Consider the following 16,625-nt stretch of genomic DNA (forward strand, 5'->3'; position numbering starts at 1 on the left):
TGATAAACCTTGCACGTTGACAAACATCTCTTTTGACCAAAATGATACACGGTCTTTGTAGGAGATAGTATGCGTTTCAATCGACTTTTTCGCTCTTTATGGGCGATCGTAATCGCCGTAACTTTCGGTTTTTTCGGAACCGTTTCCCTTTCTGCGGATAGCGCTTGTCAAGGGCTTTCGGCTTCCTCTTGTAAATCCAACGATGATTGCACTTGGGTAAGCGGTTATACAAGACAAGACGGAGTTTCCGTCGACGCTTATTGCAGGGCGAAACCCGGAAAAGGCGGAGATGACGACGGAGATCGTAAACCCGTAAAGAAAAAGGACAAAGACGATGACGACGATTCTTCCTCTAAAGAGAAGAAGTCCAAAAAGAAAAAAGACAAGGATGATGACGGAGACGACGATAAAAAGTCCAAACGCAAAAAGAAGGATAAGGACGAAGACGATTCCGATAAAGACGACGACTCGAAAAAATCTAAAAAGAAAAAGAAAGATAAAGAGGACGACGGCGACGATGTGAAGAAGGAGAAGAAGTCCAAGAAAAAGGATAAGGACGACGATAAAGAGGATTCCAAAAAGTCTAAAAAGAAAAAAGACAAGGATGACGACGATAAGTCCGAGAAAAAATCCAAAAAGAAGAAGAAAAAAGATAAGGACTAATGCCGGTTCGATCTTGATTCAGAATGCAAAAAGCCGGATTCACCTCCGGCTTTTTTATGGATTTATGGAAAATTAATTAATTCTAATATGTAGTACGATCGAATTCAGTCGATCGTAGATTTTGTCCGAAACCACTTTTTCGGGCTTTTCCCGGTTCTCTTTTTAAATTCTCGGATAAAATGCGCTTGGTCGTAATAACCGGAAAGATAAGCCAAGTCGGTTAAGTTGGAGGACTCATTCTTAAGCCGAATTGCATTTCGAAATCGAACCAGAGAAGCGTAATCTTTCGGAGAAAGTCCCAAAAATACTCTATAATCTTTTTCTAATTTACTTTGGCTGATTCCCAAGTCGGAGGCCAGGGATGAAATCGAAATTTCTCCAGCCTGAGAACGGATTTTTTTGAGGGATTCGGAAAGATATTTCGGCTCCTCTTTGTAAACCTTAAGACCGAATAAAAATCGTTTCCAAGCCCATCCCGATTCCCGATCTTCCTGGAACTCTTGCAGGGAATTTTCTCGCAAATCATCGACTACGTTTTGAGGAAACAGTGTTTCCAAAGGAATGCTTTCATTTAAGATTTTGTTCATCGGAAGAGGCAAATACGGTGCGAGCGAGTTTGGAGCGATTCGAAGCAAAAAAGAAATCGTATCTTGTTCCGATCGGAATGTTTTTTGTTCGGTCATCATTCCCGTAATCCCAATCACATTCAACGCTTGGAAAGAATTCTCCTTAAGTGTGTGAATTCTTCCCCGAACTTGAACCCCGAGCACGCAATATTCATCCGGAATGATTGAATAATCCGCTGTTGACGCTTGCGTAATCCTTTGCAATTGAATCGATTGTAAGTCCAAGTTCATGGTTTGATTGAATGTATTCGCTCGAAAACGAAAGATCAATTCTTTCCCGAAGATTGAGAGAGAATTTTTTCGGTCATCGATTCGAATTTGAATCTTTCTTCCGATGGAAGCGTGGGCGCCACATAACGAATCCAAAGTTTCAAGTCTTCGACCTTTAAAGAGGCCATGATTTCCTTCCGATGATTTTCGAGTTCCGCGTCGCTGAATTCTTTCCAGAGATGCGATTGTGTTACGGTTTCCTCTTCTTCCATGTGAACGAGATATCGGGTTTGAAATCGCATGAGCGTATTATAAAATTCTTTTTTAAGATCGGCTTTTGACAGAGGTTTGGAACGGTCAATTTGTTCCAGGCGACTTTGAATCGTTTCGATTTCTTTTTCCAAGAGAGAATGGTTCGTTAAGTCTTTTTCGGAATACGACGGATCGATTTCGCCGAGATATTTTAGGCTGAATGCTTCTTCGTCTCTTGCATGGATCTCCAAGAGATGAATTATATCAGTACTCATGTTTTTTAAACGATTCCATTCTTCTTCGTTTTTGAAATCCGTTTTACCGGTTTCCAAAATCCAAAGGGAAAGAGCGTTTCTAATTCCTCTATGAGGAAAGTCGTATACTTCGAATCTTGCATGGGTTTGTGGATTTGTATTCATGAGAAAAGTGTAACAGTCCTTACATACTAGAAATTGTATGAATTCGGATTTCGGAAAGTTCTTCATGACAAACTTCTGTCACAATGGTTTTATATCGAACGTTACGCCAAATTGGAAAAAATTTTTCTACGTTAGGATCAATTTCATTATTCCTGTTGACTGACCGTTCGTTACAGACTTACGATTGCTCTGGGTCAAAAACCCGGGCCAGCAGATGAACGAGGGATGGGACCTTGCTTACAAGGGCTTTTCGTTCTCCAGGCCTAAATGAAAATGGAGAATAGTGAAAGATGAAAAAAGCTAATTGGATTGCGACTCTTCTGTTTGTGCTCGGACTTTGTGCGGGAAGTTTATCCGCTCAAACTCAGGCTCAGCTTTTTGCGAAGCCTGGTGTTATCGGTGATTCTTTGAGTCACGGTTTTTTCGGTGCAACGGTTGAGAAAAAAACTCAGGATTGGGCTTATCCCGTTCTGGTCAGCAAACAAGCCGGATCTTCCGTTTCGTATAACGTTCTTACCGGACCTTATATCAACTTGGAAGACGTTCTTAAAGGCGATTGCGGAGTTTTCTGCATCGCGGGTTCCATCATCGGAGGAAACGGATCAACCGTCAGCCTTCCGACTCACGCGGGAATTACGGGAGCTGAATATACTTCCGTTCTGAGAACCTCCGGTAAATGCGAAGACGTTACCGCAACAAAATGGGAGAAAGATTGGTATTGGGCGACATGGTATTGGTATACCTACCGCTGGGTACAAGTTCAGGATTGTAAAGAACCTGATAAATTCCATCAATTCGGTCTTCGGAGTTCCGGAACCCAAATTGAAATCATGGAAAAAGTCAGACCTAGCTTTCTTTTCGGAACCGTAGCCGCAAACCATGTTCTTTGTACTGCGCTTTCCACCACTACAGCTTGTTTGGACGAGGCTCGTTATAAGAGGGACATTCGCGAAGTGATGAGACGTTTGGCTGCGATCGGAAGTTTAAAAGGCGGCGTGCTTTTTACGATTCCGAACGTGACTGCGATCGCATTTCTCGAACCTTATAAAGATCCTCAAGGAAGAGCGAATTACACCGGATTGAAAGCATTCTTCCGTAATTCGGTATCCGATCCGAATCAAGTTTTGGATGCGGGTGAAGTCGCAACCATCACCAACTTCTTAACTATGTTGAACAACGAAGTTAAGGCTCAAGGTGCGGCGATGGGATTTGCTGTCGCGGATCTGAAAGTTGTCTTTGATGATATCAAGGAGAACGGACGTCTTGTAAAAAGCCCTTCCGGTTGGAGCCCGGGTTATGCCCGTGCAAATTGGCCTTTGCCGAACCAACCAGGAGTTTTCGGTCTGGACGGAGTGCACCCGAACATGTTCGGACATTCGGTTTTTGCGAACGAGTTGATTAAGGTCATTAACGCACGTTACGGATTGAACATCGCTCAAGTCAGCGAATACACCGCTTGGTACTACGACAGCCTGAATAGAAATCCGGTGGACTTGAAGAAATTCCTGACCGAAACCATTTTCGGACAGTTCATTTCTTGGGTTATCGGAATTTTCGTGTAAGAAATTCTTCCTCGTCTTAAACGAAGAAGAAAGAAGAATGAAAACGTCGCCTTCAATCAAGGCGGCGTTTTTTATTTTAAAAAGCGGGTTTTATGGAATTCAGAAAAAAACTCTTTTTTGCGGTGGTCGCACTTGCAGTTTTATTAATATTATTCATCCTTTTTTGGCCCGAAAATCAGAAGAAAGATTCCCTCTCCATCGCGGAAGAAAGCGATGCCGTATTAAAAACGAAATATTATTCCGAAATGGATCCCTATTTTCCGGACGCCCCTCATCCGTTCAACGAAGATCCGGAGCTGGAAGGCCAGGCCAAAAAACTCTGGCCCGAGGCTTTTAAACCCAGAAAAACCCCGGAAGAAAAAGAACAGATTCGGAAAGAATGGACCGACTTTATCGCAAGATATCCGAAAAATGTATATATCCCTTCGGAGTTTCGACCCGCTCTCAGCGAGGCCGAAGAAAAAGAAGCAAGAGAACGTTTGGATACGGTTACGAATATGGAATCGCGAAACGCGATCGTTCGATCTTTGGGAAAATACGCGGAGCCGGGGAACGAACCGAAGGCCCCGTCGGAATCGAGCGTAAATCCCAAGGAACAACGCGCTTATATCAATTATAAAATCGAGGAATTAGAATCTAGAATTCAATTGATTGAATATACGATTCAACAGGGAAAATTGAACCCGGAACAAATCGGAACCGCCAATCAGGATCTGATCGTTTGGAAAAAAGAACTTTCCACTTTAAGACAGGTGCAAAGTCAAATTCCGGGTTCCTGATTTTTATACGTCTGATTCAAATCGTTCGCCGTTTACAGGAGATTGCATGCGATTACTTCTCATTCTGTTTTTTATTCTTTGGAGCTGCGGAGGCCCGCCAAGGCCCGATATGCTCCCCGTTGCGGAAACGAAACCGGAACTGCCTTTGGAACAGATTCTAAAGGAATTGAATTCCGAAAATCCCCAGATCCGCGCTCAAGCTATTTTAGAAGTTTCTAATAGAGATTACAAACCGTCGATTCCAGTCGTTCGGAATCTTTTGAAAAACGAAACCAATCCCGCGGTGAAAGGAACCGCGGCGATTGCGCTGGGAACTTGGAAGGACGGCGCTTCTACTTCCGAAATCGTGAAACTATTTTCTTCCGAATCGGGCGTAACGCCCGACATCGTGATGGAAGCGCTCGCGAGAATGGAAGATTCTTCCACTGCGAAAGTGATTCTTCCGTTTTTGCAGTCTCAGGATTCCACCTTGCGATTGATCGCAGTCGATACTTTGGTGCGTATCAAGGCGGTTTCCTCCGGGGAAGCGATCTTGAATTTAGCGCGTAAAAATAAGGACGTGGAACTCGCGAAAACATACGCGATGGCATTAGGAAAATTGAAAGTTCGGTCGGCGGAATCGTATTTGATCGAGCTTGCAAAAACGACCGAACCTTCACCCACGCTGGCGGCTTCTTATTTGGCTTTGGGAAGAATTTCGAGCAAAAACGCGGTCCCCGTTTTGGTTCAAGGACTCGGTTCCGATTTTGATAAGGGCAGTGAGAACTCGATGATCGCTTTGATTGAAATTAAAGATGCTTCAGCGATCGCTCCGACGGTACCGATTTTAAAACATGCCAATCGGGAGATTCGTTATCGTGCAGTGAATGTTTTGTCTGACATTCCTTCCTCCGAAACGGGACCCAAGGTTCAAAAAATTTTAGAAGAGAATCATCCCGATGCGATCCCGCCTGCAGCCTTGGTTCTCGGAAGAATTCGTTTTAATCCAGCTCGAACTACGATCGAAAGAAAATTAGAAAACTTGCAACTACCCGACCGCGAAGTGATCGCGAGATCGCTCGGATATCTCGGAGATAAAAAAAGTATTCCGGTTTTATTGACCGTTTTAAAAGAAAAAGACGGAGAAGGTCGATACGGAGCGGTTTGGTCCCTCGGAATTTTACAAGCGAACGAAGCTCTGGAAGATTTGATTCTCGCGTCCAAGTCTTCCGATCCGAAACTTTCTTCCTTGGCGGTCGAATCCTTGGGTTTATTGCGTTCTCCAAAGGCGCTTGCAACTTTGGTTGAAATTGCGGAGAAGAACCCGAATTCCGCATCGGTCGTTATTCCCGCAATCGCCGCGATTCCAGGAGAAGAATCCCGCAAGATCCTGGAGAATTTTGCGCAGAAAGACAACGTTTCGTTGCAACAGGTTGCGATTTCCGAGCTGGGAAAGAGAAAGGACAAAGCCAGCCTTCCGGTTTTAATGAAAATTTTGGACGAGAATCGCGCGGCGAGTTCCAAACTTTTAATGTCTTCTCTTGCCTCGATCACAGGAAAGAACTTTTACTCTCGGAACGAATGGTTGAACTGGTATAAACTCAACTCGAAGTAATTAGGTTTATGTTTGATTCTAAATCGATCCCGCTCTTAGCAGCGGGATATATTCTTCTCTGCGCAAGCTGTAAGACTCCTCCGCCGAAAGATCCCTGGATCGTTCCTCCTCTGGAAGAATCGGAAAAGATTTTTCTGACTCCGTTGAAGGTGGATGAATTCGAATCCAAAGACCTCGGAGGAAGACATTATCCCGCTTCGAACGAACTTCGGATCGATCTATTCAAACCGTATATTGAAAACCTGGAAGGCGGTTATCTCGGCGCAGGAACGGATCAAAACTTTACGTTTATCGCATGGGCCAAGAGCAAATACGCCTGGCTGATGGACTTCGATTATACGATTTGCTTGATCAATCGGATTCATCTTTTGTTTTTTAAACTCGCACCCGATCCTGAATCGTATCGCGAACTTTGGTCGCGCAAAAATAAACAGACATCCTTTCAATTGATCAAGAACGAATGGGAAAAAGATCCGGAATGGCCTTTGATCCGCGAGGCTTGGGAAGTGGCACATCGGGGTAAATCCGATATTCCGCAGCGATGGAACGAACTGGATCGTACCTCGCAACGATTCGGATTGAAGACGTTCATCCATTCCAAAGAAGAATACGTTTACGTTCGGAACATGGTTCTTCAAGGGAGAATTCAGATTTTAAAAGGAGATATCAACGCGGAAAAGAGCATGCGTTCCGTGGGTGAAAGGGCGGCGCGTTTGAACGTTCCGATTCGAGTCGTTTATCTTTCCAACATCGAAGATTATTTTTCTTATACTCCCGGCTTTCGCGATAATCTTTTAAGTCTTCCCACCGATTCCAAGGGAATCGTTTTGAGAACGATGCAAAACGGAACCAAGGAAGAATACGGATCGCCGGACGGAGAAAAAATTCCGGTCGATTATCCTTTGCATTACAACGTTCAATCGTTGGAAAATCTGCAGGCTTGGATGCTTTTACCGGGACATCTTCATAAGGGAATTCTAATGCAGTTTAGGACTCCGATCCAGAAAGGATTTTCTAAGATTCAAAGCGAACCCGTTGAAACGTTGAAATGAAAACGATTCGATTCTCGTTTTGTCTGCTTTTCGTTTTATTTTGCGGTTGCGCAGGTAAGAATCGGGAAGCGGCCGAGAATGGATCAAATTCGAAAACGAACGTTTCCAAAAATTGTAAGACCGACGACGGTTTGTATGTCTTTTCTTATGGAAGGAGTTTATACCCCGATCGTTTTTTGAACGTAGAAGAAGACAAAGGAAGTCGCGAAATCGTATATCTCTTTTATCTGATTCGCGTTCCGGGAAAAAATATTCTGATCGATTCCGGTTTTTTCAACGAGGTTTATCGAAAGAAATTCGGTTTTTCGAGTTTTGGAAGACCCGACCTCCTTTTAAAAAAATGCGGTATCGATTCGAAAGAAATTACAGACATCGTACTCACGCATTTTCATTTCGATCACGCGGGTGGAATTTTTCTGTTCCCTTCCGCTACGATCCATATTCAAAACCACGATTTGGATCTTCTGAAAAAACAATCCTACTTTCCGAATCAAGCTACTTACATCCGTTCATTGAGTTCTGCGAATCGAATTCATTCCTTCGATGGAACGTATTCTTTACTTTCGGATATGCGGATTCTGTTTACAGGCGGTCATACTCCCGGATCGCAAGCGTTGGAATGGATCGCTTCAACCGAACGACGATTTCTGTTTACAGGAGATGAATGTTATCTCATCGAAGAATGTAAGAATGGAATCGGTCTTCCACAAGGCGCGGTTTTTTCCACAAAACGAAATCGGGACTTTATCGAATACGTTCGAATCTTAAACGAGAAAGGAACCAAAATTCTTACCTTACACGATCCCGCGATTTTACAAGACGGAGAAGAGATCGTTCCGGGAATCCGGAGATTGTATTCTCCATAAAAAAAGGCCCGAAGGAAAATCCCCCGAGCCTTTCGCTTTTACGGATGCAAGTTTGCCGTTCAGTCTTTGTCGTAGACTTTCTTGATTTCCTTGCTGTATTTTTCCGTAATCACGTGACGTTTCATCTTGAGAAGGTTGGTCAATTCGTCCCCGACCTCGAAAGGTTTTTTGGTGAGAATTACGTGTTGAACCTGCTCGAAAGATTTGAATCCCGTCTTGGTGCTGTTGTAGTTACGAACCTCTTTTTTGTAGAAGTCGATGACTTTCGGATGTTTAATCAACTCTTCGAGTTTGGAAGTATCAATTCCGTTTTCCTTGCACCAATCTGTTAACTGGTCGATATCCGGAACGATGATCGCTCCGAGAACCTTCTGATCCTGACCGATAACCATCGATTGTTTGATAAACGGGGATTCGTCCATCTTGTTCTCGATAGGAACCGGTTCCACGTTTTCTCCACCTAACAATACTACGGTGTCCTTCGCTCTTCCGGTCAAAGTCAGGGTTTTCTTGAAGTTGATGAATCCGATATCTCCGGTGTTCATCCATCCGTCCACAATGGTCTTCTTGGTGACTTCCGGATTTTTGTAATATCCTTTCATCACTTGAGGTCCTTTTACGAAGACGACACCTTTCTGTCCCAGTTTACCCGCGAGAACTTCGAACTTGTCGTTGATGTGAGTCAACACGTGGCCGTTATCGTCTTTGATCATCAGTTCCGATTTTGGAACTAAGAATCCGACCGAGCCGATGATCGGTTTTACGAAAGGTCTTACGGAGATTACGGGGCTGGTTTCGGTCATTCCGTAACCTTCCAAAACGAGCATTCCGATATCGTTGAAGAAGTTATCCACGTGCGATTGGAGTGCGCCCCCACCCGACATAGACCCCTTGAGTCTTCCACCGGTAGCTTGACGAATTTTGGAAAGAACGATCGCGTCCAAAGTCTTCGCGTTGAAGATCAATCCTAAACCTGCGATCGTTAAGAGGATCGAGCTTGGAACATGAACTCCGTATGCAGGGAGAGCTAAATACGCGAGAATCGCCATTGCGCTCACGGTAAACGGTCCAGTTAACAAAAGAACGATCAGGGATTTTGCTCCGATTGCGAGGGATTTGAAAATATTTCTGTTTTCATAATCCACTTCCAATCCGCTCAAGAATCTTCTGGACGCGTTGTAGTGTTTCGAGAAGAAGTAAGCGAGTTTAAACAAACCTCTACGGATCGGCGGTGTTTGTTTTGGATCGTTTACTTTGTTGTAAATTCCGGTGTAAACGCTTTCCCAAACGCGTGGAGCGGACGCCATAAAAGAAGGTCTCGCTTTTGCCAGATCGTTTTTAAGATCGGAAACTTTCGTATAATACGTTTGGATTCCGCTCGAGATGGCTCCATACTCATTGACCCTCTCGAAAATATGCCAAATCGGTAATATTGAAAGCATACTGTCCGTAGGCTTGATGTCCGTTAAAAGCATCGGCACAACATAAATCATCTGGTGAATCATGTTGGAATGCATGAGCATCACACCTTTCGGCATTCCCGTAGTTCCGGAGGTATAGATGAGGGTAAAGAGATCGTCGGGTTTGATTTCCTCGATTCTTTTCTCAGCTTTTTTGGATCCTTTGGCTCTAAGGGCTTTTCCTTCCTCGATCAGATCATAGATTTTATGGATGTTCTTTCCTTTTGCAGTGGAAGCTTTATCCATAATTACGATCGTTTCGACATTATGAAGTTTCGATTTAACTTTATTGAACTTTTCCAGCATCTTATCGTTTTCGATAAAAACGATTTTTGCTTCCGAGTGATTGAGGATGTACTCGAGTTCGGATTCGGTTACGTCGGTTCCTCTTGGAACGTTCGCCGCTCCCGAGAATTGAACGGCATAATCCGTAATCATCCACTCAAGTCTGTTGTCCGCTAATACTCCGACATGTTCTCTTGCTTTCAGTCCCAAATGAATGAGCGCTTCGGCAAGAGCGATTCCCATGTCATACAGCTGTTTATAAGAAGTAGGATGGAATTCCTTATCTTCTCCTTTGCTCCAGAATACGGGTCGATCTCCAAATTTCTCGGTGGATTGTATCAACATATCCGCGAGGTTTTTATACATTTCCAATTCCTCTTTAGTGAGTTTTTACCGGAATGATTTCCGATAAGGTAAAGGCTGAATTAAGTTAAGGGAAAAATGGCGCGAGTCAACCAAATTTTAGAAGGAAGAAAGAGAGGGTGCGGTGCAAAAAGAGAAGAAACCGTCTACCTCCGAGGAGATAGACGGGAAGGAGATATTATTGCTCTTCTCCGGCAGGAGCAGAAGATTCAGTCGAAGGAGCGGATGCTTCTTCTTTTTTGCTTTCTGCTTTTTCCTTCTTGGACTTTTTCTTAGATTTTTTTGCCTTTTTAGCCTTTTTGGATTTCTTAGATTTCTTTCCTTTCTTTTCGGACTTAGTTTCTTTCGGGCTTTCGGTTTGTTCCGTTGGAGCGTCCGCTGCAGGTTCTTGTGCGACGAGTCCCGCGAATCCGGTCAACGCCATCGCTGCGATTAAAAGTTGGGCAAGAATTTTCTTAAAAAGGGTCATTGTAAAGTTTTCCTATTGAAAGAGTGATTGATTGGAGAACTCCAACATCCGTAGAAAAAAAGTAAATACGTTTTTTTTAAGGAACGGAACGGGAAGGGTTCCATTTTTTTCCCGAGGCCACCGCCGATTCCAATCGTTTGAGATATTCTTTTTTCGGAATTTGATACGCTCCAAGTCCAAGAGTAACAACGTTTAGTTGCTGCGTATCGAAAAGGGTGAAGCGATCTTTTTTAAGAGCTTCGAATAAATGAAAGAGTGCGATCTTTCCAAAATCGGGAACGAAGGAAAACATGGATTCACCTGCGAAAAAATTTCCGATCGCAACTCCGTAAACTCCTCCTCCTAATTTTCCATTCTCATCCCAAACTTCCACCGAGTGAGCGTATCCGATTTTGTGAAATTCGGAATAGCCTTTGATAAAAAGATCGGTGATCCAAGTTTCTTCGCCGGGACGATGCGCGCAACAGCGCATGACTTGTTCGAAGGCACGGTTGAAAGTGATCGTATAACGTCTTTGATTGATCTTCCGTTTTAAGCGTTTCGAAATATGCAGACGGTTTAAATCGAAGATTCCCCGAGGATCGAGACAGTACCAAAGAATTGGTTCATCCGACCACGGAAAGATTCCGTTCTTGTAGGCATACAAAAGTCGTTCTGGAGAAAGGTCTCCTCCCACTGCGACGATCTCACGGTCCCACACGTGAGGGTTTCGAAAAAAATCCGAGAAATCTTTCAAGACACGCGCCTCATTCGAAAACGTTCTGCATTCTCCATCATTTTTTAAGACGGTAAAAGTGAAAAAGATTCTTCTATGGAATAGATCGGCCCATCCGAGAAAGTTTTGGAAGAATAGATATGAAATTCGGAAACGGGAAATTCCGAGGAGGAGAAGTCCGAGAATTCCTCCAAATAGGCGAGAACTCTCGTTCCGTTCGTATTCTTAAAACGGCCGATCGTTAAATGCGGATGATAATCCTGACGGTCCGGCGCAAAACCCAACCTGCGAAGTCCGCCGTCCAAGGTTTTTTGAAGTTGTAAAAGTTCGGGTGGAGCGCTAACTCCCGCAAAAAGAATCGAAGGGGACTTTTGTTTTCCGAACGTTCCCACCGACTTCAAGTTTAGACGAAACGACGGAGAAGAAACGGTGGAACAAAACTCGGATATAACATCCAGTTGCTCGTTTGATTGTTCGCCTAAAAAAACCAAGGTTACGTGAAAATTTTCCTTCGGAACCCAACGCACGTCCGGTAAGCCGAAACAGATGGAAGTTAGTCGTTCTTTTACTTCTTCCGGAACGGAAATTCCGAGAAACGTCCTCATACTTAAAAGTTTACGACCCCGTTCGATTTCCGCAACTAGATTCCAAAGATTCGTCTATCTAAGAATTTCGAACTTCTTCTATCCTTAAAATTCCGCGTAACGAGTTGCAAAGGAAAACGGAATTCGATTTTGTTAAATCCTCTAAGAAAAGAATTTTCTCGTAAAATCCATTTCGTTTTAGCAAACGTTCTCTGAAAACTCCCGGAAGAACTCCCGAATCAAGGGGAGGGGTAAAGTAAGAATCTCCGATTTTTACGAATACGTTGGTGATGCTTCCTTCCGTGATTTCATCTTTCTCGTTTAAGAAAATTGCTTCCAAACAACCCGCGTCCCGAGCGAGCTTCCCTTCCTGATCGTAAACAGCCCTTAAATTCGTTTTATGTTTTCTGAATTCGGAAGCGGAATCCATTTTGATTTTCGAAATCCGAACGTTTCCCTTCCTTTGGAACCCCGAAAGTTCGGAATGTTCCCAGTGCATCATACCGGAAACATGCAGGCTGATTTTTACCCGGTATGGCTTTCGATCGGAAACTTCGGATCGGATTTTTTGGAGGGTTGAATTCCATGTTTCCTCGGAGAATGGGATTTGCAGTTTTTGAGCGGATCTCCCGATTCTTTCCAAATGTTCTTTTAAAAAGTAAAATATTCCGTTTTTATAAAGTATCGTTTCGAAAACGGAAAAATCGCGGGGCGCCTCGGTGAAGAACTTCGCTTTTTCGAAAATTTCGGACCATTCCCTTTCAGGATCGGAATCCCAAGTGATTCCGGAGCCGATTCCGATATTTCCCTTTCCGTGTTTGAGTTCCAAGGTTCGGATTGCGATCGAAAACACCGCGTTCTGATTCGGTTGAATGACTCCGATCGCTCCCGTATAAATTCCTCTGGGCGGTTCGAGTTGCTCAATGAGTCGCATCGCCCTAAGTTTCGGAGCGCCCGTGATCGATCCTCCGGGGAAAAGCTGCTTAAAAATTTCTTTCCAACCCACGGAATCCGAAAGTTCGGAACGGATGGTGCTGGTCATTTGAAAGATCGTTTTGTACGTTTCCACGGAAAAAAGGGCTTCCACTTGAACGCTTCCTTCCTGGCTGATTTTACCGAGATCGTTCCGCATTAAATCGGTGATCATGAGATTCTCCGCTTTTTCCTTTTCGGAGTTCTGAAGAAGGCGGGCGTTCTCTTTGTCTTCGTTTTCGGATTTTCCTCTAGGATAAGTGCCTTTCATCGGCTTTGTGACGAGAGTTCGATTCTTCTTTTCGAAAAAGAGTTCCGGAGAAAAAGAAAGGAGATCCGTTTTTTGGAAGCGAATCCAAGATCCGTAAGAGACGGGCTGTCGTTCCGAAAGTACTTTATAAAACGATAATATATCACCTTCGAAGTCGAAATTGATTCGGTCTGTGTGATTGATTTGGTAGATTTCACCTTGAAACAAATGATCGCGGATCGTTTTCAGGTTTTGAAAATAGGTTTCCCGATTCGGCGTTTTTGAAATATAAAAACCGTAGTTTTGATGGGATTCTGAAAGAGGTTTAGAAATTTTTTCCGGCTTTTCGAAAACCGCAAAATACAAAAGTGGTAAAACTGTTTCAGTTCGTTTCCAATTCGCATCGGAAAAAAAATATCCTGCCTCATACGAGATAAAACCCGCTAAGTAATATCCTCGATCTAAAGAATCTTCGATTTTGTGAAACGCTTCTGTTAGGCCCGCGGAATTATAAGCTTCGATCGTTGCAATCGGATTGCGAAAGATAATGTTTCCGAATGGATGGAATCCTTCGTCAAAAATCATAAAAGGCTGGTCAGAGAATAGGAGCTCTTCAATGCTCATATTAGAACAAATTGAATAGGATTGATGATTTTGTCTCTTCGTTTCAAAGAAATAATAAGAATCTCAGGAATCGTTTTTATATCCGGGTTTATTTATTATATTCTCGCGCAGATCGGAAGAAACACCGCGATTCATCCGGGTTATGCTTCCGCGATTTGGCCCGCTTCCGGAGCGGCGCTCGGGCTTACGATTCTATTCGGAAATTACGCGATCATCGGAGTTTTTTTAGCATCCTTCTTTTCCAATTCAGGAACGGATCTTCTTTCCGGAATCTGGATGGATCCCGGAAAGAATTTATATCTTAGTTTTGTGATCGGGCTTTTTTCGGCTCTTCAGTCTTATGTGGGAAAAGTCGTTCTTTCTCTGAAAATTCCCGGGTGTAGAATTTCCGAAAAAACCCAATACGTTTTTCTTTTTATCGCTTTGGAAGCGATCGTATGTACGATCAGCTGCACCGGTTCGGTCGCTTTCATGTATTTCTTGGGAGAAATCGATCTCTCCTTGGTACGTCAAAGTTGGCTTACCTGGTGGGCGGGCGACACGCTCGGCGTTTATATCGGCGCTCCCTTTATCCTTTTTTGGTTTCGAGGCGCGTATAAAACTCCGCGCTGGACCGAGCTCTTGGAATCGATCGTGCTTCTTCTTTTGATCGTATTCTTTTCCCTCGCCTCTTTCGATTTGGTAACTCCGATCGTTTCCATCAGCTATCCTCTGGGTTATATTCTGATTCCGTTGATCTTATGGTCCGCGTTTCGATTGGGAGAAAGACCGAGCAGCTTGGCGGTGGTTCTTTCTTCGATCATTGCGATTTTAGGAACGATTTCCGGTTCTCCTCAGTTTTATGCGGAATCGATGAACGCTTCTTATATTCTTTTGCAATTCTTCGTGGCCGTGTTGTCCATAACAAGTCTGCTTGTTGCAAGTATGGTGAACGAAAGAAAGGATGCGGAGAATCAGCTTCGTATTTCTCATCAGAGTTTGGAAGACAAGGTAAAGGCAAGAACGCACGAACTTCTTCGCTCCAACGAAATTTTGCGAGAGGAAATTCATGAGAAGAACGAGGCGAGAGCCGCGTTGGAAAAAAGTCAGATCCGCTATATGGGTTTGTTCGAACATCTTCCGGTTGCGATCATAGAAGCGGATTATTCCCAACTCAAAAAAGTTTTGGACGGTTTGCCCGAAGATATTAACGGAGATTCGTTTACGGATTACGTCGAAACCCATCCGGATTTTGTTCAGCTTTGTTTCGATTCGATTCAAGTCGTCGGGGTCAATCAAGAGACCGTCAATCTGCTTCGCGTCGAATCCAAGGATGCGGTTTATAAAAATTGGAAACGATTCTTCAGTCAGGATAATTTCAAAGTATTCCGAAGAGTTTTAAGAAAGATCCGGGAAGAATCCTATTTTTACGAAGTCGAAGTCGGCTTTCGCGTTCAAGATGGAACGAGATTGGATATTAAAATCCGTTGGTCCGTTCCTCCTGGATTCGAATCGTCTCTTTCAAGCGTGATCGTGACGCTATTGGATTTTACGGATATCAAATCCGTGGAAAGAAAACTTCATCTTTCTCTGGAAGAAAAGGAAGTAATGCTGAAGGAAATTCATCACAGAGTAAAGAACAATCTCCAGGTGATTTCTTCCTTGTTGTCGATGCAATCGGACTACGTTCAAGATAAACAAAGTCTTTCCGTGTTTATGGAAAGTCAGAACCGACTCCGGACGATGTCGATGATTCACGAAGAATTGTATCAATCGGAGAATCTAGGAAAGATTCAATATTCCATATATATCGAAAAACTATTGAACCAGCTCTTTCAGGTTTACGGGAAATCGGATTTGGTCGAATTGATAACCGAACTGGAAACTTTGGATATCAGCGTAAACCGCGCGATTCCGATCGGATTGATCATCAACGAGCTCGTTTCCAATTCTTTAAAGTACGCCTTCCCGGAAGGGGAGAATTCTTCCGAAAAACCGGAACTTAGAATTTCTCTCGCTAAGATGGAAGAAAATCTGGAGATGCAGATCGAGGACAACGGAATCGGAATGCCTTCGGGTTTCGACTTAGAGGATTCCAATTCGCTCGGTTTAAAACTCGTGAATATATTGGTGCGGCAACTCAAAGGGAAAATCGATTTCTCATCGGATTCGAAACAAGGAACGCGCTTCAAGATTCACATTCCTCTTACCGTCGATCTCGTTTGAAGAATCTTCCGGTTTACAAAAAAACTCCGAAACAAAACATTCTCCCCGAAGATGAAAAAGGAAGATAAGATCCAGGCGCGCAGAGAGGAAATCTTAGACGCTGCCCTCGACATTTTTTCGGTCAAAGGATATCATGCTGCCGGGATCGCGGATATCGCGGGAAAGTTGGACATCGGTCACGGAACCTGTTATCGTTATTTTAAGAATAAGTTGGATATCCTACATGCGCTTTTGGATCGAGTGCAGAACGGATTGTCCGAAGTGATTTCACGACAAAGTCCCGACAAATCCAATTCGTTGGAAGAATACCGTTCTCAAATCGGAGAAATCGGAGTCGGCCTTTTTGAACTTTTTGGAAAAGACACTCGCATCGGGCAGGTTTTCTTTTTTGAAACGCAGGGAATCGATGAAACGGTGACCGTCAAGACTCGGAAGATCTATGAACTTTCGGCCCGCGTTACCGAGCTTTATTTGATCAACGGTGTAAAGAAGGGTTTTTTACGGAAGAATCTGGACACGGATATCGCTTCCAAAGCCATCAATTCCATGATGTTTGAAGGAATCCGCCAATCGATTTCCCGCAAATCCAATCGAGACTATGCGACTCGCTGGATGAAAGCCGTTCCCGATCTGATGCTGGACGGGATGAGAGCGGATTCCTAAGCGCAGACCTTT

Annotated in this window: 15 protein-coding genes; 8 read left to right on the forward strand and 7 right to left on the reverse strand. The window is 43.7% G+C overall.

The genetic code is table 11. The annotated features are described in order from the left end of the window. Positions 1-69 precede the first annotated feature (69 nt). Positions 70-663 carry a hypothetical protein gene (locus DLM76_RS06075; RefSeq protein WP_174714640.1) on the forward strand — a complete coding sequence of 198 codons (594 nt, stop codon included), beginning with the start codon at positions 70-72 and terminating at the stop codon, positions 661-663. A 104-nt stretch (positions 664-767) separates the two neighbouring features. On the opposite strand, the gene DLM76_RS06080 is transcribed toward DLM76_RS06075, so the two are convergent. Further along, on the reverse strand, positions 768-1,520 hold the full coding sequence (locus tag DLM76_RS06080) for a helix-turn-helix domain-containing protein (RefSeq protein WP_206610251.1): 753 nt from the start codon (positions 1,518-1,520) through the stop codon (positions 768-770). 35 nt (positions 1,521-1,555) lie between these two features. Next, positions 1,556-2,170: a hemerythrin domain-containing protein gene (locus DLM76_RS06085; protein ID WP_147455781.1), complete on the reverse strand. Its 615-nt coding sequence runs from the start codon at positions 2,168-2,170 to the stop codon at positions 1,556-1,558. Between the two features lie 290 nt (positions 2,171-2,460). Here DLM76_RS06085 and DLM76_RS06090 point away from each other — a divergent pair, with 290 nt between their 5' ends. The 5 genes from DLM76_RS06090 to DLM76_RS06110 all read left to right on the forward strand — a co-directional run bounded on the left by DLM76_RS06090 (position 2,461) and on the right by DLM76_RS06110 (position 8,023). Beyond that, positions 2,461-3,732: a hypothetical protein gene (locus DLM76_RS06090; RefSeq protein WP_118954429.1), complete on the forward strand. Its 1,272-nt coding sequence runs from the start codon at positions 2,461-2,463 to the stop codon at positions 3,730-3,732. A 92-nt stretch (positions 3,733-3,824) separates the two neighbouring features. Then, complete coding sequence (locus tag DLM76_RS06095) at positions 3,825-4,511, forward strand: hypothetical protein (RefSeq protein ID WP_118964677.1); 687 nt, start codon at positions 3,825-3,827, stop codon at positions 4,509-4,511. A 109-nt stretch (positions 4,512-4,620) separates the two neighbouring features. Continuing rightward, entirely contained in the window at positions 4,621-6,105 is a 1,485-nt protein-coding gene (locus DLM76_RS06100; RefSeq protein ID WP_167450745.1) for a HEAT repeat domain-containing protein, read from the forward strand. Positions 6,106-6,113: 8 nt separating this feature from the next. Beyond that, a complete protein-coding gene (locus DLM76_RS06105) occupies positions 6,114-7,157 on the forward strand; it encodes an LIC_10091 family lipoprotein (RefSeq protein ID WP_118954426.1) in 1,044 nt (347 codons plus the stop codon). Next, positions 7,154-8,023 carry an N-acyl homoserine lactonase family protein gene (locus tag DLM76_RS06110; RefSeq protein WP_118964679.1) on the forward strand — a complete coding sequence of 290 codons (870 nt, stop codon included), beginning with the start codon at positions 7,154-7,156 and terminating at the stop codon, positions 8,021-8,023. The genes DLM76_RS06105 and DLM76_RS06110 overlap by 4 nt, the downstream gene beginning before the upstream one ends. A 59-nt stretch (positions 8,024-8,082) precedes the next feature. Here the strand turns inward: DLM76_RS06110 and DLM76_RS06115 are convergent, their stop codons facing one another. The 5 genes from DLM76_RS06115 to pabB all read right to left on the reverse strand — a co-directional run bounded on the left by DLM76_RS06115 (position 8,083) and on the right by pabB (position 13,745). Further along, complete coding sequence (locus DLM76_RS06115; protein ID WP_118954424.1) at positions 8,083-10,134, reverse strand: AMP-dependent synthetase/ligase; 2,052 nt, start codon at positions 10,132-10,134, stop codon at positions 8,083-8,085. 175 nt (positions 10,135-10,309) lie between these two features. Further along, positions 10,310-10,600, reverse strand: coding sequence for a hypothetical protein (locus tag DLM76_RS06120; RefSeq protein WP_118954423.1), 291 nt, complete (start codon positions 10,598-10,600; stop codon positions 10,310-10,312). A gap of 76 nt (positions 10,601-10,676) precedes the next feature. Beyond that, a complete protein-coding gene (gene aat / locus DLM76_RS06125) occupies positions 10,677-11,336 on the reverse strand; it encodes a leucyl/phenylalanyl-tRNA--protein transferase (protein WP_118954422.1) in 660 nt (219 codons plus the stop codon). A gap of 44 nt (positions 11,337-11,380) precedes the next feature. Then, entirely contained in the window at positions 11,381-11,920 is a 540-nt protein-coding gene (thpR, locus tag DLM76_RS06130) for an RNA 2',3'-cyclic phosphodiesterase (RefSeq protein WP_118954421.1), read from the reverse strand. Between the two features lie 58 nt (positions 11,921-11,978). Next, the gene (pabB, locus tag DLM76_RS06135; protein ID WP_118964680.1) at positions 11,979-13,745 is read right to left on the reverse strand and encodes an aminodeoxychorismate synthase component I; all 1,767 of its coding nucleotides are present in this window, start codon (positions 13,743-13,745) and stop codon (positions 11,979-11,981) included. A gap of 30 nt (positions 13,746-13,775) precedes the next feature. On the opposite strand from pabB, the gene DLM76_RS06140 reads away from it, so the two are divergent. Both DLM76_RS06140 and DLM76_RS06145 read left to right on the forward strand, forming a co-directional pair. Beyond that, a complete protein-coding gene (locus tag DLM76_RS06140; protein ID WP_118964945.1) occupies positions 13,776-15,950 on the forward strand; it encodes an MASE1 domain-containing protein in 2,175 nt (724 codons plus the stop codon). Between the two features lie 51 nt (positions 15,951-16,001). Then, the gene (locus DLM76_RS06145) at positions 16,002-16,613 is read left to right on the forward strand and encodes a TetR/AcrR family transcriptional regulator (protein ID WP_118954419.1); all 612 of its coding nucleotides are present in this window, start codon (positions 16,002-16,004) and stop codon (positions 16,611-16,613) included. Positions 16,614-16,625: the final 12 nt, after the last annotated feature.

This window comes from Leptospira yasudae, assembly GCF_003545925.1.
GTDB lineage: Bacteria > Spirochaetota > Leptospiria > Leptospirales > Leptospiraceae > Leptospira > Leptospira yasudae.

Excerpts from the sequence above, each read along its gene's own strand:
- DLM76_RS06075 (WP_174714640.1), top strand. The coding sequence starts at position 70 with ATGCGTTTCAATCGACTTTTTCGCTCTTTATGGGCGATCGTAATCGCC.
- DLM76_RS06080 (WP_206610251.1), bottom strand. The coding sequence starts at position 1,520 with ATGAACTTGGACTTACAATCGATTCAATTGCAAAGGATTACGCAAGCG.
- DLM76_RS06085 (WP_147455781.1), bottom strand. The coding sequence starts at position 2,170 with ATGAATACAAATCCACAAACCCATGCAAGATTCGAAGTATACGACTTT.
- DLM76_RS06090 (WP_118954429.1), top strand. The coding sequence starts at position 2,461 with ATGAAAAAAGCTAATTGGATTGCGACTCTTCTGTTTGTGCTCGGACTT.
- DLM76_RS06095 (WP_118964677.1), top strand. The coding sequence starts at position 3,825 with ATGGAATTCAGAAAAAAACTCTTTTTTGCGGTGGTCGCACTTGCAGTT.
- DLM76_RS06100 (WP_167450745.1), top strand. The coding sequence starts at position 4,621 with ATGCTCCCCGTTGCGGAAACGAAACCGGAACTGCCTTTGGAACAGATT.
- DLM76_RS06105 (WP_118954426.1), top strand. The coding sequence starts at position 6,114 with ATGTTTGATTCTAAATCGATCCCGCTCTTAGCAGCGGGATATATTCTT.
- DLM76_RS06110 (WP_118964679.1), top strand. The coding sequence starts at position 7,154 with ATGAAAACGATTCGATTCTCGTTTTGTCTGCTTTTCGTTTTATTTTGC.
- DLM76_RS06115 (WP_118954424.1), bottom strand. The coding sequence starts at position 10,134 with ATGTATAAAAACCTCGCGGATATGTTGATACAATCCACCGAGAAATTT.
- DLM76_RS06120 (WP_118954423.1), bottom strand. The coding sequence starts at position 10,600 with ATGACCCTTTTTAAGAAAATTCTTGCCCAACTTTTAATCGCAGCGATG.
- thpR (WP_118954421.1), bottom strand. The coding sequence starts at position 11,920 with ATGAGGACGTTTCTCGGAATTTCCGTTCCGGAAGAAGTAAAAGAACGA.
- pabB (WP_118964680.1), bottom strand. The coding sequence starts at position 13,745 with ATGAGCATTGAAGAGCTCCTATTCTCTGACCAGCCTTTTATGATTTTT.
- DLM76_RS06145 (WP_118954419.1), top strand. The coding sequence starts at position 16,002 with ATGAAAAAGGAAGATAAGATCCAGGCGCGCAGAGAGGAAATCTTAGAC.